This window comes from Elizabethkingia sp. YR214 (genome assembly GCF_003058195.1).
In the GTDB taxonomy this organism is placed as follows: Bacteria; Bacteroidota; Bacteroidia; order Flavobacteriales; family Weeksellaceae; genus Elizabethkingia.
Genome location: NZ_QBUH01000003.1, coordinates 164,470 through 180,871, shown reverse-complemented (window position 1 = coordinate 180,871; position 16,402 = coordinate 164,470). Strand labels below are relative to the sequence as shown.

18 protein-coding genes are annotated in these 16,402 nt (G+C 36.2%); 5 read left to right on the top strand and 13 right to left on the bottom strand.

Going from position 1 to position 16,402, the window contains the following annotated elements:
* Nucleotides 1-3 precede the first annotated feature (3 nt).
* From C8J95_RS06950 to C8J95_RS06895, 12 genes are all read right to left on the bottom strand, one after another.
* Complete coding sequence (locus C8J95_RS06950; RefSeq protein WP_255412739.1) at nucleotides 4-402, bottom strand: RidA family protein; 399 nt, start codon at nucleotides 400-402, stop codon at nucleotides 4-6.
* A 158-nt stretch (nucleotides 403-560) separates the two neighbouring features.
* Complete coding sequence (locus C8J95_RS06945; protein WP_009085754.1) at nucleotides 561-710, bottom strand: DUF4295 family protein; 150 nt, start codon at nucleotides 708-710, stop codon at nucleotides 561-563.
* Nucleotides 711-730: 20 nt separating this feature from the next.
* Nucleotides 731-913, bottom strand: a complete 183-nt coding sequence (gene rpmG / locus C8J95_RS06940; RefSeq protein WP_009085751.1) for a 50S ribosomal protein L33 — start codon at nucleotides 911-913, stop codon at nucleotides 731-733.
* A gap of 7 nt (nucleotides 914-920) precedes the next feature.
* On the bottom strand, nucleotides 921-1,157 hold the full coding sequence (rpmB, locus tag C8J95_RS06935) for a 50S ribosomal protein L28 (protein ID WP_009085749.1): 237 nt from the start codon (nucleotides 1,155-1,157) through the stop codon (nucleotides 921-923).
* 157 nt (nucleotides 1,158-1,314) lie between these two features.
* Nucleotides 1,315-1,812 (bottom strand): phosphoheptose isomerase, encoded by a 498-nt coding sequence (locus tag C8J95_RS06930; protein WP_107807724.1) that lies wholly within the window; start codon nucleotides 1,810-1,812, stop codon nucleotides 1,315-1,317.
* A gap of 19 nt (nucleotides 1,813-1,831) precedes the next feature.
* Nucleotides 1,832-4,111: a GH92 family glycosyl hydrolase gene (locus C8J95_RS06925; protein ID WP_107807723.1), complete on the bottom strand. Its 2,280-nt coding sequence runs from the start codon at nucleotides 4,109-4,111 to the stop codon at nucleotides 1,832-1,834.
* A 19-nt stretch (nucleotides 4,112-4,130) separates the two neighbouring features.
* Nucleotides 4,131-4,991: an ROK family protein gene (locus C8J95_RS06920; RefSeq protein ID WP_107807722.1), complete on the bottom strand. Its 861-nt coding sequence runs from the start codon at nucleotides 4,989-4,991 to the stop codon at nucleotides 4,131-4,133.
* Nucleotides 4,991-6,637 (bottom strand): apolipoprotein N-acyltransferase, encoded by a 1,647-nt coding sequence (lnt, locus tag C8J95_RS06915; RefSeq protein WP_107807721.1) that lies wholly within the window; start codon nucleotides 6,635-6,637, stop codon nucleotides 4,991-4,993. Before lnt ends, C8J95_RS06920 begins: the two co-directional genes overlap by 1 nt.
* A gap of 184 nt (nucleotides 6,638-6,821) precedes the next feature.
* Nucleotides 6,822-7,820, bottom strand: coding sequence for an LLM class flavin-dependent oxidoreductase (locus C8J95_RS06910; RefSeq protein WP_107807720.1), 999 nt, complete (start codon nucleotides 7,818-7,820; stop codon nucleotides 6,822-6,824).
* Nucleotides 7,821-7,867: 47 nt separating this feature from the next.
* Complete coding sequence (locus C8J95_RS06905) at nucleotides 7,868-10,015, bottom strand: helix-turn-helix domain-containing protein (protein ID WP_107807719.1); 2,148 nt, start codon at nucleotides 10,013-10,015, stop codon at nucleotides 7,868-7,870.
* Between the two features lie 55 nt (nucleotides 10,016-10,070).
* On the bottom strand, nucleotides 10,071-10,781 hold the full coding sequence (locus tag C8J95_RS06900) for a class I SAM-dependent methyltransferase (protein ID WP_107807718.1): 711 nt from the start codon (nucleotides 10,779-10,781) through the stop codon (nucleotides 10,071-10,073).
* Between the two features lie 11 nt (nucleotides 10,782-10,792).
* Nucleotides 10,793-11,317, bottom strand: a complete 525-nt coding sequence (locus C8J95_RS06895; RefSeq protein WP_107807717.1) for a gamma carbonic anhydrase family protein — start codon at nucleotides 11,315-11,317, stop codon at nucleotides 10,793-10,795.
* Between the two features lie 157 nt (nucleotides 11,318-11,474).
* On the opposite strand from C8J95_RS06895, the gene C8J95_RS06890 reads away from it, so the two are divergent.
* Entirely contained in the window at nucleotides 11,475-12,353 is an 879-nt protein-coding gene (locus C8J95_RS06890) for a NifU family protein (protein WP_059326069.1), read from the top strand.
* Nucleotides 12,354-12,386: 33 nt separating this feature from the next.
* Nucleotides 12,387-13,418, top strand: a complete 1,032-nt coding sequence (gene hemH / locus C8J95_RS06885; RefSeq protein ID WP_107807716.1) for a ferrochelatase — start codon at nucleotides 12,387-12,389, stop codon at nucleotides 13,416-13,418.
* A gap of 190 nt (nucleotides 13,419-13,608) precedes the next feature.
* On the opposite strand, the gene C8J95_RS06880 is transcribed toward hemH, so the two are convergent.
* Entirely contained in the window at nucleotides 13,609-14,418 is an 810-nt protein-coding gene (locus C8J95_RS06880) for a GLPGLI family protein (RefSeq protein WP_146165446.1), read from the bottom strand.
* Between the two features lie 214 nt (nucleotides 14,419-14,632).
* On the opposite strand from C8J95_RS06880, the gene C8J95_RS06875 reads away from it, so the two are divergent.
* The 3 genes from C8J95_RS06875 to C8J95_RS06865 all read left to right on the top strand — a co-directional run bounded on the left by C8J95_RS06875 (nucleotide 14,633) and on the right by C8J95_RS06865 (nucleotide 16,401).
* Nucleotides 14,633-15,271, top strand: coding sequence for an MBL fold metallo-hydrolase (locus C8J95_RS06875; RefSeq protein ID WP_107807714.1), 639 nt, complete (start codon nucleotides 14,633-14,635; stop codon nucleotides 15,269-15,271).
* 5 nt (nucleotides 15,272-15,276) lie between these two features.
* A complete protein-coding gene (locus tag C8J95_RS06870; RefSeq protein ID WP_107807713.1) occupies nucleotides 15,277-15,768 on the top strand; it encodes a DinB family protein in 492 nt (163 codons plus the stop codon).
* A gap of 207 nt (nucleotides 15,769-15,975) precedes the next feature.
* Nucleotides 15,976-16,401, top strand: coding sequence for a MarR family winged helix-turn-helix transcriptional regulator (locus tag C8J95_RS06865; protein ID WP_107807712.1), 426 nt, complete (start codon nucleotides 15,976-15,978; stop codon nucleotides 16,399-16,401).
* Nucleotide 16,402: the final 1 nt, after the last annotated feature.

Genomic DNA, 16,402 nt, shown 5'->3' with positions numbered 1-16,402 from the left:
ATATTATTTATTTTTAACAATTGCCGTAACTTCTACTTCTATAAATACATCTTTCCTGAATAGTCCTTTTACCTCTAAAAGAGAACTTGCAGGCGGATTTTCGGTATTAATAAACTGATCTCTGACTTCTCTAAATTCGGCTATTTTAGAAATATCAGTAGTAAAGATTCCTAGCTTTACAATATCATTAAGGCTTGCTCCGCAATGCTCCAAAACAGCACGGATATTCTGAAATACCTGCTGTGTTTGTGTTTTAATATCTGTACCGACAACTTCTCCTTTCTGATTAACAGGAACCTGTCCTGATAAAATAAGCATTTTAGAAGTACCCAGAGGTACTTCAACTACCTGAGAAAGTCCTTTGATCTGAAATACCGACTCAGTATTTTTAAATTGTATCATTTCAACATTCTTTTGACCAGACGCTATTATAAAACCCAGCAGCAAACTGAACACTAAAATACGTCTGAATGGTTTCATATTAAATGTTTAATAAAACAAATATATAAAAAAAACTACCTAAATAGGTAGTTTTCTGTATGTTAAGTTCTTAACTTAAATTATTTTTTAAGATATGCATCTACTTCATCAGCGTTCATTACTTTTTCTTCGAAAACGTAAGCGCCGGACTTCGGTGATTTAACCATTTTAACCACTTTAGTCATTTTTTTAGATGATGTCTGAAGGGTTGCTACAACTTTCTTAGCCATTGTCTTATTATTTTAAGAAGTTATTTAATTTCTTTATGAACAGTATACTTCTTCAAAACAGCGTTGAATTTCTTCAACTCTAATCTTTCAGTTGTATTCTTTTTGTTTTTTGTTGTGATGTATCTTGACATCCCCGGCATTCCGGATTCTTTATGCTCAGTGCACTCTAATATTACCTGCACTCTATTACCTTTCTTTGCCATTTTCTAATTATTTAATAAATCCGTTTCTAGTAGCTCTTTCAATAGCTTCCTCAACACCAATCTTGTTAATAACTCTCAATCCGTGAGCAGATACTTTCAAAGTAACGTGCTTCTCTTGCTCCGGAAGGTAAAATTTCTTTTCCAATAAATTAATCTCAAAGCGTCTTTTGGTCTTATTATTGGCGTGAGAAACGTGGTTCCCGACCATTGCACGCTTACCTGTTATCTGGCAAATTTTTGACATATCTTTAGTCTTTTACTACTTATTCAAATTGAAGTGCAAAATTATGTATTTTTTTTCAAACACACAAAATTTTATATTTTATTTTCCTGAAAATCTTTTCAGAATACTTATCGTTCACGATATAATGAGCGGTTACGATGAATATGAAAGTTTAAAATTATCTTCCAAAATCATCCTGTACCCTTACAATATCATCTTCATCAGACGGATTATTAGCATCTGTATGCTGCCAGATCTCGGCAACTACTCCCCATCCGTCTAATCCGATCAGGCGGTGTCTTTCTCCCTGTTCAAGCTTTACCTGATCTTTTGGATTATATTCTTTTAAATCGCCCTCTTCATCAGTATTGCTTCTTTTAATCCCTACAACACCATCCACTACCTGCCAAATCTCAGCTCTTCTGTGGTGATACTGCCAGCTTAATCGAGCCTGAGGAGCAACCAAAAGAATTTTAGGACTTAGCTTCCCTCCTATCTTAAGGCTTTCTACATCAATTCCGTCAAAATATTGATTAGCGAAATCCTGAGCCTGCTTTTCTTCGATTACAAAAAAGCCTCCCCAAGGCCTGCTATCATCTTTTGCTACAATATTAAACCCTTGTTCTCCAAGTGTTTTTTCTATTCTGTTAAAGATTTCTGTTTTTTCAGTATTCATAATATATTAAATATCTCTGTTATAATTTTTCTGTTGACATAGAGTAAGGAAAATCTTTTTCCTGTGAACCTCTTTCTTTATTAGGCTGTGCTTTCATATCAAAATTCAGCACTGCTCCTTTCAATAATTCCTGGTGATTTAACCAGTTTTTAGAATATGGCTGGTTATTTACTCTTAAAGATTCCACGTATATATTTTCCTGGCTGTTTTGTGGTGCTTTAATTTCAATTTTTTTACCATTCTCCAAGTGGATCGTTGCTTCTTTGAACAACGGAGCTCCCAAAACATACTGATTCGTAGCAGGTGTTACCGGATAGAAGCCTAAAGCCGAAAACACGTACCATGCTGATGTTTGTCCATTATCCTCATCTCCACAATACCCGTCCGGTGTCGGCTTATACAATTTGTTAATCACCTGACGTGTCCAATATTGTGTCTTATAAGGAGCTCCTGCATAGTTGTATAAATAGATCATATGCTGAATCGGCTGATTACCATGTGCATATTGCCCCATATTCATAATCTGCATCTCACGGATTTCGTGAATTACAGATCCATAATAAGAATCATCAAAAACTGGTGGTAATGAAAATACCTCATCCAATTTTGCTTCAAATTTCTTTTTACCCCCCATTAACTTAGACAATCCGTCAATATCCTGAAATACTGACCAGGTATAATGCCAGCTGTTACCCTCTGTAAAAGCATCACCCCATTTAAACGGATTAAAAGGAGACTGAAATTTTCCGTCTTTATTTTTACCTCTCATCATTCCGGTAGAGGTGTCAAAAACATTTTTATAGTTATAAGCCCTTTTCTTAAAAATACCGATTTCAGACTCAGGTTTTCCAAGTGCTTTTCCTAACTGGTAAATTGCAAAGTCATCATAAGCATATTCCAATGTACGTGCAGCATTTTCATTAATCTGTACATCGTAAGGAACATAACCTAAAGAGTTGTAGTAAGAAACACCTCTTCTTCCGACAGCATCCATAGGACCTTCATTATTCGCACCATGGACAACAGCTTTCCACAATGTTTCGATATCATAGCCTTTAAGCCCTTTTATGTAAGCATCTGCAACCACGGAGGCGGAGTTATTACCAATCATTACATCTGCAAATCCAGGACTGCTCCATTCCGGAAGAAAACCTCCTTCTTTGAACGCATTAGCCAACCCCTCCTGCATTTCTACATTAATGCTTGGATATACCAGATTTAGGAACGGATACAAAGCCCGGAAAGTATCCCAGAAGCCTGTTCCTGCAAACATTCTTCCATCTAAGATTTTCCCGTTATAAGGACTCCAGTGTTTTATTTTATTCTGAGCGTCTATTTCATAAAGCTTTTGCGGGAAAAACAAAGTACGGTACATTGCAGAATAGAACGTTCTGTATTGTTCATCTGTTCCCCCTTTCACCTCAATTTTACCCAATGTTTTGCTCCAGATATCTTTAGCATTATTTTTTACCTGAGCGAAAGACTGATTCCCAATTTCTCTTTTCAGGTTAATTTCGGCTTGCTCGAAGCTAATAAAAGATGATGCTACCTTGGCATAAATGGACTCTTTTGCTTTAAGCTTAAAACCTACAATCGCTCCTGCATGATTGCTTGTGATCTCCAACTGATCATTCACCAGTGCATTATCTTTCCATGCTGATGTCAGATCGAAATCTTTATCAAACTGAACAATAAAGTAATTTTTGAAATTTTCATATTTACCTGCTGCATATCTGGTTGTATAACCAATAATTTTCTTTTCCTTAGGTAATATTTTAATATATGAACCTTTATCCAGCGCGTCAATTACTACGTATGCACTATCTGTTTTAGGAAAATCAAACTTAAAATAAGCAGCTCTTTCTGTTGGTGTAAGCTCTGTAGTTACATTTGCATCCGCCAGATACACGCTATAGGAATAAGGTGTCGCAACCTCAGCCTTATGACTAAACCAGCTGGCTCGTTCATCTTCTTTGAATTTTGGTTTACCAACTCCCGGCATTATGGCAAATGCACCATAATCATTCATCCATGGTGATGGCTGATGGGTTTGTTTGAAGCCTTTTATTTTATCTGCATCATAAGTGTAAGCCCAGCCGTCACCCATTTTCCCGGTTTGTGGCGTCCATAGATTCATTCCCCATGGCAAACCGACTGCCGGATATGTATTTCCGTTGGACAGAGAATGTTTAGACTGCGTACCCATAAGGGTGTTTACATAATCTACAGGTTTAAGATCTTGTCCAAAGGAGAAATAACTGCAAAGTGACAGAACAGTTACAATAATTTTTTTTCTCATAGTTTAACAGTAACAGGTTTTAGTTTTTCATTTTCAAAGCATAACTAGCTGCTCCGAGAATTGCTGCATCTTCAAAAATTTCAGATATTTCAATTTTCAGTTCTATCCGATTCTCCTCAAGAATATGATTTAAACGTTCAGCAAAATAAGGATATGCTTTAGAAATATTACCTCCGATCACTAGAACTTCGGGATCATAATACTTTACATATTTCAGTATAAATTCTGCAAAAGAATCTGCATATTCATCGAACATTTTATTCCGCAGTTCTTCTGGCTTATCCAGCAGATCTTTAGCTCCTGTAATTGTTTCTCCTGTAAGTTCAGCATAACGGTTTACAAACCATCTTGTTGCAAGATAATCCTCACAGATGCTTTCATGAAAAGGTGAATTCCACAAATCTTCGTCTGTAGCTACTGTTCCGTTATAAAATGTAGTCCCCAAGCCTGTACCCAGTGTAACTCCGAAAATTCTTCCGTGTCCTTGTACACATCCTCCAAATACTTCTCCTTCTAAAAAAGCAGCAGCATCATTGATAAAATGGATCTGATTGGTTTTTATTTCTAAACGGCGCGCCAATTCCTCCTTAATATTTACATCATAAATGGAAAGAAATTTCCCGTGTAGCATTAGTGAAACACCATTTTCGTAATCGAAAGGTCCCGGCATAGCGATACCGATAAGTAGTTCCTCTTTTCTTAAATCTCCTATAGCCTTTTCAATACCGGAAACCCAGGCATGGAAAATCGTTTCAGGATCTGCGAAAGAGTCTACACGCTCGCGGACATAAGTAGAAGTAATAATTTCATGTTTCTCAGGATCTACCTGTGCTAAGGTAATATGTGATCCGCCTATGTCTATGCCAACTATATTTTGCATTATTTCTTGACTTTATTTTTACTTGATAAATAGATTTGAGACCAAAAATAGATAAACAGAAAACCAAATACAAATAATGCTATTCTATAAATTACATCTCCGTATTTCACATAAGGCGTTTCTCCTTCAAAAATCCCTGCTTTTACCTGAATTGCTCCCTGAGCTCCATAAGGAAGATTCTCTACAACATCCCCTCTGACATTGATATGGGCACTTGTACCACTATTTGCAGCACGCACAACTTCTTTACGCGTTTCTATTGCTCTTAGTTTTGCAAGAGCTAATAGCTGTCGGTGACCAGGCGAATAACCCCACCAGGAGTCATTGGTAACAATAGCTAATAGATTAGCCCCATTCTTTACATATTCTGTTACATATTCTCCATAAACACTCTCGTAACAAATAATAGGAGCTACTTTAGCCGTGTTATAAGGATTGGAAAATACTTTTCTTTCTTTATCACTTCCCAATGATGCTATTGTTCCTCCAAAATTTAGCATAGCCTCGCCCAACAAAGGTTTTAGTACTGTAATATATGGGAAGCTTTCTACGCCAGGCACCAGTTTACCTTTATGATAAGTTTCTATCTTTTGTCCCGGAGCAATTTGCAATGCCGTATTATAACTATCAACCCACACACCAACATTTCCTACAAGATAAGCTGTTTCAGAAGCTTTTTCCTCGTTTGGATAAACTTTATAGGTGGAGGCTCCAGTTAGAAATACCGATTGCGGATATTGTTTTGTAAAATCCTGTATGCTGTTCAGAACATAACTATGGGCAAATCCATTTTCACTAAGCCCTCCAGAGCCTGGAATTGCGGTTTCGGGAGCAATAAAGAAGTCTACTTTCCCTTTTGCATTCTTTTTGGCTATATCCAGTAATTCATTTACAATCGTAACACTATCCTTGCTATATTTTTCTGCATAAGGATCAAGTTCTGGCTGTAACAAGACTGCATTAACTGTTTTATCCGAAGTAAGTTTTATCTGATTATACTTTACCAGAGATAAGCTCAGCGGAACTAATATAATGGCCAGGAAAATTGCTGTATTTTTTATGAGTTCCTTTCTCTTCCTGGTTACCTGGAAAAGTCGGTATGTATAGTAAGCAGCAATATTGGCTGTCAGAATCCATAAAGATCCTCCGAAGACTCCTGTTGTATCATACCACTGCACCCACTGATGCCAGCCTGCAAATGCATTTCCAAGCGTAAGCCATGGCCAGCTGAGCTCCCAACTGGTGTGAAGTTTCTCAAAACAAATCCATAAGGCTACAAAAAAGACCAACCCCAGATAGGTTCCTATCCTTTTTTTGTAAATATGATAGAACAGAAATACCAGCGACATCATTGTAGAGTTAAGCAATGTAGGTACTGCTACAGCTATGATGGAATGGCTACCATCCGGCATTAGAGAATTGAATAACCACCATGTAGTAAGTATGTTCCAAATGAAAAAGCTTAGAAAGCTGAATCCAAATACTGCAAGTTTTTTCCTTTTTACTGTACTGAAATTAGCAAGATGATGCTCCAGCAGCATAAGTGGAACAAAGGCAATGAATATAAATACAGGAATTCCGTGAGCAGGCCACGATATTGCGAACAACAATCCGCTAAGTACGGATAGGGATAAATATTTAAGCATAGATTTTAATCTTCACAAATTTAAAAAACTGTCTGAATTATTTTACCGCAAAGTCTGTAAAGATTTTATGAAATAATTCATTATTTTTCAGGACGTTGATATATGATTATAAAAAACAAAGTACAAAAAGGAAACGATAAAAAGCCTTCTCCTTTTTGTACTTCTAAATTTTGTTTCTTATCAATTAGCCTGTAATCGCTTCTTTCAAAATTTCATATGATCTCAGCCTTGCTTTATGATCATAAACATTGGTAACAGCCATTAATTCATCGATCTGGTATACTTCAAGGAAATCATTTAACTTCTTTTGAACCGTTTCCTTACTTCCTATGATACTTAGGGAAAGCATTCGGCGAACCTGCATTGCTTCCATTGGCGACCAGATTGTATCCATATCTTCCACAGGTGGCTGGGCTGGTTTCCTGTCATTCCGGACAAGGTTTACAAATGCTTGATATAAAGTTGTAGACAAATATTCTGCTTCTTCATCTGTGTCTGCGGCAATAATATTGGTTGCCGCAATAATGTAAGGTTCCGGAAATCTATCCGAGGGTTTATAATTCTCTCTGTAAATCTTAAACGCCATACTCATCTGATCGGGAGCAAAATGCCCGGCAAATGCATAAGGCAATCCTAATTCAGCAGCCAACCATGCACTATCTGTACTAGATCCCAGTATATAAACAGGAATATTCAACCCTTCTCCCGGAATGGCTCTTACCTGTCCATTTTTGTTTTCTTCTGAGAAATAAGTATGCAATTCTGAAATCTGTCTCGGAAACTGCTCATTAATAATCTGCGGATTCCTCCCCAAAGCCATAGCAGTATAACCATCCGTTCCCGGTGCACGCCCAACCCCCAGATCTATTCTTCCCGGATACAGGGACTCTAGTGTCCCAAATTGTTCTGCTATAATCAGCGAACTATGATTAGGCAACATTACGCCTCCAGAACCTACACGAATAGTATTGGTTCCCTCGGCAATATAACCAATCAATACAGAAGTCGCCGAACTGGCAATACTGACCATATTATGATGTTCCGCCAGCCAGAAACGGGTATACCCCAGCTTCTCTACATATCTGGCTAAATCCAGTGAGTTATTTAGCGTTTGTTTAATTGTATTGCCTTGTGCTATATAAGCCAAATCCAATACCGAGTATTTTAAATTTTGTAAAGTCATTTCTTTAAAATTTTAGATTTAATGCCTGAAATTTTATTTTCTGTTATCTAACTTTTATTCTCGTATTTATGATTGAAATGATTCCATAGAATCCTGATTTCATGAAATTCAAATTCGTCTGGTAATGCTTTTTTCCAGTCCGACAGATTGTCAAAAGCTTCCTGAAGATATTGATCTTCAAATATTTTTATTCTTTTCCTGTCAAAGATCCGCTCCATCTCAACAAGTCCTAATTCAGCCATCTTTGCAAGATGTCCATATACTGTAGATGTTACCAATCCTCTTTCTTTAGCAATCTCGCCTGGTGTTTTTCCTTCTTCAAATAGCTGAAAGGTGATAATATGCGTAGGCTTCTTCATCATTTTAGCCGAAGTATCCAGTTCCTTTTCTTTATCGAACAAAGGAACGTCCAGCAAATAAGATTCTTTTAATCTGTCGATATATTCTTCAAGATCATCTATAAAGGATTTTACTTCTTCATTATAGGCCTTTAATCCTTTAACACCTTTTGTCTCGGAATAATAATCTTTTAGTGGTAATAAAAACTGCTCTGCAATATTCGTGTAAAAGAAGTTTACAGCTCCTTTACACTTCTCTTCTATTTCTGTCCACTTAATATTTCCGGCTATAAAGCTTCTGGATTTTTGCTGAACAAACTTTTTAAATTTTTCAGAGATACCAAAGAGCTTTTCACTTTCTATTTTAAAAATCTGTGAGAGATTTTTTACTTTCTCCTGATCCAATCCTTTAGCCGAAAGTGCAGATGCCATCCAGGTAATAGAAGAATCTTTTAACCATGCGGCATCTATTGTCATTTGTACCTTGTGCAGCGTATAATCATACTTTTCCCGCTCCAGAATCTGCTCCAGAATATCATTGGCGTTGGTCGATTTTTGGAAATTTTCAATCCTGTGATCACTAAATATAACTTCCGGAGTTATTTTCGATTTCAGTACAATTCCCTCCAATGTGCGACAACGGCTGAGCGCCACATACACCTGCCCACTGGCAAAAGATTTACCAGCATCTATAATCACACGATCGAAAGTAAGCCCCTGACTCTTGTGTATTGTAACAGCCCATGCTAAGCGTATCGGATATTGTTCAAAACTCCCCAGCACTTCTTCCTTAATATTCTTTTCTTCATCCAGAGAATATTTTTTCTGTTCCCAGGTTTCTTTGGTCAGCGTTATTTCCTCTTCCGTACCATCCAGCACAGCTTTTATAACATCTTCATCGATATAAGAAATCTCAGCAAGTTTACCGTTATAAAATTTCTTTTCCGGTGAAGTATCATTTCTGATAAACATAATCTGAGCCCCTACTTTCAGCTCCAAAACTTCCTCGTTGGGAAACTGGCTTTCACTAAAACTTCCTACAACAGCTGCTTTATAGAATTTGGTTTTACCGCCTAGTTCGGCCAGTCTTTTCTGATTGATATTATCAGCTATCCGGTTATGCGAACACAGGTAGATATATGCCTCATCTTTTGGTTCAAAGTCCGGTTCATATCGGGAATTTAATTTTTCAAAATCAAGACCCCGAATATCAGCATCCCGGACTGCATTCAGAATTTCAAGAAATCCTTCATCCTGCTGACGGTAGACTTTCATTAGTTCTACTGTAACCAAAGGAACTTCCTGCAAAGCCTTAGCCGAGAAGAAAAATGGTGAGCTATAAAATCTGGACAATATCCTTTCCGAGTCATCTCTTACAACTGGTGGCAGCTGATACAAATCTCCTATCAACAATAACTGTGCACCTCCAAAAGGCAATTGATTTCTGCGGACATGTCTCAACGAATGATCCATCATATCCAAAACATCAGCACGCAGCATTGATACCTCATCTATAATAATCAGTTCAATCTCACGGAACAGTTTTAGTTTGTCTTTTCTGTATTTAAAATGTGGAAAAAGATCGTTGATATTCATGGCCAAATTACGATCTATATGCTCTGTAGTAGGTACAAAAGTTCGTGGTGGAATTGTGAACAACGAATGTATAGTTACTCCTCCTGCATTAATAGCCGCAATACCTGTAGGTGCGACAACGATATGTTTTTTGCGTGTGTTTTTTACAAAATTATTAAGAAAGGTAGTCTTACCTGTTCCTGCTTTACCTGTTAAAAATACGCTTCTGTTTGTATGTTCAAGTAATTCAACGAGTGCCTCCAATGAATGAAAAAGTTTCATCAAAGTTAAGGCATAAAAAAGCGAAAAGCAATCTGATATTTAACAAGAAAACAAGCTATTGTTTTATTCCGCTAATTCCAGAGGCACAACCAAAGAAATAATTTTCATAATGAATTTCAAATCCTTGTTTCTCGAATATTTCTTTAACTTTTTTGCTATTTTCAAATCTCTCAGTATAAACCCAAAGCATTTTATAATCATTAGGATTTCCCAGAAAAAGTTTTCCTAGTATTGGGATTATTCTCTTCAAATAAAGTTTATAAAAACTATAAAGAATTTTATTATTTGGTTTTGATACCTCTACAAAGCTAAATACACCTCCGGATCTCATTATTCTATATAATTCTTTAGAAAGAATTTCAAGTTGTTGTTGGTTAAATGTCTTCATTCCGTATGCACACGAAACAACATCATAGGTCTCTGAAGGAAGTGTATTTTCCAATACATCTTCGCAATATTGTTTAAAGTTCTGGTTAAACACCTTGCGAGATTTCTGTTCTGACTTCAGAACCATTTGCTCTGAAAAATCTAATGCAGAAAACGTAGCATTAGGAAATTTGTTTTTAAGATAATTCCAGTTCTCACCAAGCCCTGATAGTAAATCTAATACCTGCAGCGAATCTTTAGATGATTTTAACTTCTCTAAAAACTGCCTTCTCCATCGAATAGAAAACCCAAAGGATGTAATAAAATTCATCCTCTCGTACGTATCCGACATTTGATTAAAAAGTTGTTTAACCCGCTCAGGTTTATAAATTTCTTCCAATTAACAATAGCTTATTCTCCGCCTTCTTTATACCACGAAGAGTATTTGATATAGTTATTCGATATTCTGTGAATTTCTCCTTCCAGCAAGTCTACAGAAACAGATTTTATTCTTTTTGCCGGCACTCCTGCCCAGATTTCTCCGGCTTTTATATGTGTCCCTTGGGTAACAACAGCTCCGGCTGCAACAATCGAATTATTCTCCACGATACAATCGTCCATTACAATAGCTCCCATACCAATCAAGACATTGTCATGTACCTGGCATCCGTGAACAATTGCATTATGACCAATAGAAACATTGTCACCAATAATGGTTTCGGTTTTTTCGAAAGTACAGTGGATCATTGCATTGTCCTGAATATTTACCTGATTACCTATCCTTATACTGTTTACATCTCCGCGGATAACTGCATTAAACCATACACTACAGTCTTTACCCATTTTAACATCACCAATTATCGTTGCAGTTTCTGCCAGATAAACATTCTCTCCAAACTCCGGTGTTTTCCCCAGTAATTCCTTTATTAAAGCCATAATTTATTTTTTATAAATAAAATCAATTGAAAGAATCGAATACCCGCAAACCTTTATCCATCAACAGTTTGAGCCTTTCGCCGATTTTATGTCCTGTTTAGATTTTTATTACCCACCAATTTACGATATTTTTGTATTCATTTTATTCAAAATAACAATGTATCAAATCTTAATAGAACCTACTGAGAATCCAAAAGTCCTAAAGTTTGTCGCTGGACATACTTTAATAGAAGGCTCTTTGGAACTGGATAGAAATTCTGATATTTCAGAAATTCCTGTTGCCCAGGAATTATTCAACTATCCGTTTATCACTCGTATCTTTATTACAGCCAACTTTATTGCTGTAGCCAAAGAAGATACTGTAGAGTGGGATGTTGTGGCACAAAGCCTTAAAAATGTAATTGAAGATCAGTTACTGGCTTACCCGAAAATCTTTTTACCAAAGAAAAAAGAACAGTATACATTATATGCTGAGATGACTCCAAACCCTTCGGTAATGAAATTTGTTTCTAACAAAATTTTATTAGAAGGTTTTCTGGAAATACGTAATCCGGAAGAAGCTACAGATATTCCTTTAGCTAAAACAGTCTTTGAAAAACTGGATTATGTAAAAGAAATTTTCATCAGTGATAATTTTGTAGCACTTACCAAAACCGACAATGTACAATGGCATGAGGTAATGATGGATGCACGTGGCTTTATTGCAGATTATCTCCAGAACGGTAATCCGATCAGCAATGTTCCTGCGCATCAGCATGAGAATCCGGTACAAAAAATCATTAACCGTGATTATACTGATGATGAACAAAAAATCAGCGATATCCTTAATGAATATGTATCTCCTGCAGTAGAAAATGACGGTGGAAAAATTTCTTTAATCGAGTACGATAAAGAGAGTAAGACTGCAAGAATGTTATTACAGGGAGCATGTAGCGGTTGTCCTTCTTCTACAGCGACATTGAAAAACGGCATTGAAGGAATACTGAAGCAATTCGTTCCTGAGCTTGTAAACAACGTAGAAGCTGTTAACGGATAATCCTCTATTACAAACACCAATAATAAAAAGCTTGTGAGTAACTCTCAGACTTCGAATATTAAAAAAGGAATATTACTGGTCAACCTTGGCTCTCCCAGATCCACATCTGTAAAGGATGTAAAAGAATATCTTGATGAATTTCTGATGGATGAAAGAGTAATTGATACCAGATGGCTGTTCAGGTCTATATTGGTACAGGGGATTATTCTGAAAACCCGTCCAAAAAAATCCGCAGAAGCCTACAAAACGGTGTGGACTGATCAAGGATCACCACTAATTGTTATCTCGGAACAGATACAAAAGAAGCTTCAGCAGGTAGTAGATGTTCCTGTAGCATTAGGAATGCGTTATGCACAACCTTCCATTGAAAAAGGAATTCAAGATCTTGTAGATAAAGGTGTAAATGAAATTATTCTTTTCCCTTTATATCCACAATATGCTATGAGTACTACCGAAACAGTTACTGTAAAGGCCGAAGAGGTAAGAAAGAAAAAATTTCCTGATGTAAAGATTAAGTATGTAAAGCCTTTTTACAACCGCGATATTTACATAAATGTGTTGGCTGATAGCATCAGAAAACAATTGCCTGAGACATTTGACAAACTTCAGTTTTCTTATCATGGTGTACCAGAAAGGCATATTTATAAAACAGATCCTACACAAACCTGTAATCTTGAGAATTGCAGAACCGAGGGACATCATCACTTCAATGAATACTGTTATCTGAATCATTGCTATGAAACGACCCGATTAGTTCGTGAAAAATTAGCATTAGCAGAGGATAAAGTAATCCTTACTTTCCAGTCACGATTGGGAAAAGACCCATGGATTCAGCCTTATACCGATGCAACCCTGGAAAGTCTTCCTAAACAAGGAGTAAAAGACCTGGCAGTAGTATGTCCGGCTTTTGTTTCAGACTGTCTGGAAACGCTTGAAGAGATTTCCGAAGAAGGGAAAGAAATCTTCGAACACGCAGGTGGAAAATCCTTCTCCTATATTCCTTGTCTAAATGACAATGATGAATGGATACAGGTAATGAAAGAACTTTGTGAAGAATTATATTAATATAAATTGTTGGAAAAATACCTGAAAATAATTCAGGTATTTTTTTTATAAACTATCAGAACTAATAATCTGCCCGCATCAAAAATGTTGAGTTAGAGTTAAGCTCTATTCCTTTATTTTTCCCGGCAATCACAGTTCTTCCGATATTAGTATCAAAATCGATGTACTACAGCATTATTTTCCCACAGAACTATGGATAACTAATTTTATAATTGAGCTCTACAGGATTATTTGTTTCTCTTATTTTTTTCTGCTCGGATAAAGTCATATCTTTATAATCAATTGGCAGTACGTTACCATGTTCATCAACTACTCTTAGTTTCGATTGTCCGGCTTTATATTCTTTGAAAGGATCATTGTAATAATCTTTTGCCAGTTTCTGAAACTGCGCCCATGTCAAAACAAGACCTTTTCCTCTTTGGAAAAGTTGTTTTCCACTTTTTTTAATTTCTGTAAGTGCAAATTGATAATCTTTCTTTTCATCTTCTATTTTTACAATAAGTCCGGGAAGACCACTAAAGGCATGTGGTCCGTCTAAAATTGAAATTTCTGTTGCAAACCATGCCGTCCAGTTCCTGCCTCCATAATTGGTAGTAGCTTTTTGCACAGCAAATTCTCCCACTTTGTCCTTATCGGGCAATATCTTCCACTGTAGATTTTCTTTTATTGGTATGGTATAAAGCTCTCTTGCATTCTGTACATTTTTAAAGGTTTCTTTCGTTTTCAGATTTTTAGAGACATATAGCTGATTCCCAAATCCTGTATCAAACCATGTCCATCTTCCTGTATTTGAAAAAATAGAATCAGTTTCTTTTTGCTTATCGGTTCTGAAAACTGATTGCTGATCCATAACATCCAGATTCATTTTCAGAGTTATGATACTATCTTTATCCGGATTGCTCTTATATTTTACTTCATAAACAAACGTTCTGAGTTGGGCGGAAATACTCAGAAACAATACAGAAAAAGAAAGTAATAATAGTTTTTTAATGATCATCATATTTTTATTTGTAATCGTTTTTATTACTGTATTTGTAATCCAGTTGATAGACAAAGGTTTTGTTCTGTACAAAAATGCATAGCACCACCAAAACAAGAAGAAATCCTGATATTTTTTTTCATATTATTAAATATTCTAAATAGTACTTTTCGCGGTGAACCGATGAAAAGGTTTCGTAAATTTGGTCTTACGTAAATTTATAATTTTTCTGCAAATGCTGCATATACAAATTTTTCCTTTTAATCCTTTTTCTGAGAATACCTATGTTGTATATAATGATCAGAAACAAGCATGGATTATAGATCCGGGAAATGTTCACCCGAAAGAAACTGAAGCTCTGCAATCTTTTATTTCCGATAATGGATTAAAAATTGAAAAGATATTGCTAACTCACGCCCATATTGACCACATCTTGGGGTTACAGTGGGCATACGACACTTATAAAGTTCCTGTATACCTCCACCCGGATGAAGAAGAAATTCTGAAAATGGGGAATCTTTCCGCACAACGTTTTGGATTCGATTTCGATAATTTTAATGGGGAAGTAAAATTCCTTAACGAAGGCGACGAATTAAAACTAGGTGATGAGGTATTTCATATTTATTTTACTCCGGGACATTCACCGGGAAGTATCAGCTATCATAATCCGGACGACAAGTTTATTATTTCCGGAGACGTTTTATTTGAAGGCAGTATTGGGCGGACAGATCTATTCAAAGCCAACTTTGATCAGCTGATTGATAGTATTAAAACTAAACTTCTGGTTCTTCCGGAAGACACCCAAGTTTTCTCAGGACACGGAAATTCTACTAAAATAGGATTTGAGAAAGAACATAATCCATTTTTAAAATAAAACATATGAGCATTAAAGACGGAATCCTTATTGAAAATCAAAGAGAGGCAGATAACACTCGAAGAATTATTGAGAGACTTAAAGATGAAAATGCCATCTGGAAACCTCATCAAAAATCGATGTCTGCACTGGAACTTGCTTCCCACGTTGTTGAATTACACTTATGGCTAAAGACCGCTCTAGAAAGAGACAGCTTTAATTTCCATACGGATTATGTTCCGTTAAAGGCAACATCTTTTGCAGAGCTACAGGATATTCTTGCAAAAGGAGTGGAAAACAATATCGATTTTGTTAATGGTACTGATGAAAACTTCTGGCTGCAGACTTATACCCTAAAAGCCGGAGATCATGTTATCGCAGAATTACCAAAAATAGGAGCATTACGCTTTGTCATCAACAATCACCTAATCCATCACAGAGGACAGCTGAGCTTATATCTAAGAATGCTCGACATTCCTGTTCCCGGACTATATGGACCGTCTGCTGACGAAGCATAAAAATCATTACTCAATAGTAAACAGGCTCATCAATATTGATTGATGGGCTTTTTTATTGAATATACTCAAATAAAGTTTTTACAATATTTCTTACATTTCTACAAGTTCAATAAAATAAATAAGTATTAATTCAAAAACAAATTTTGTAATTAATTAAAATGCATATATTTGTAATATTAAAATACTTGATTAATCAAATAGATATCAATGATAAGTACTGAATTATTACTTTTAATTAACATCAATAAACTACAATCAGTTATTGCCCGGAAATTTGATTCCCTTAGTGTACACGGGCTAGGTTTCAATGATTTTGCCATTTTGTATATACTCAACTCTTCTTCTGAAAGCAAAATGCGCAGAATTGATCTGGCAGAAAAAATTGGTCTTACAGCATCTGGTGTAACCAGATTACTAAACCCTATGGAAAAAACAGGGCTTGTAACAAGAGAAGCCAACGAACGGGATGCCAGAGTAAGCTATGTTGTGATTACTTCTACCGGGAAAAAAGTATTGGAAGATGCCTTGGTCACAGCAGAAAATATTACAAAAGGCATTCTCCCTTCCGGAAAGGTTAAGTCACTGAAGACTGTAAGTGATTTCCTATACGAGCTAGGCGGAAATATAAGATAAT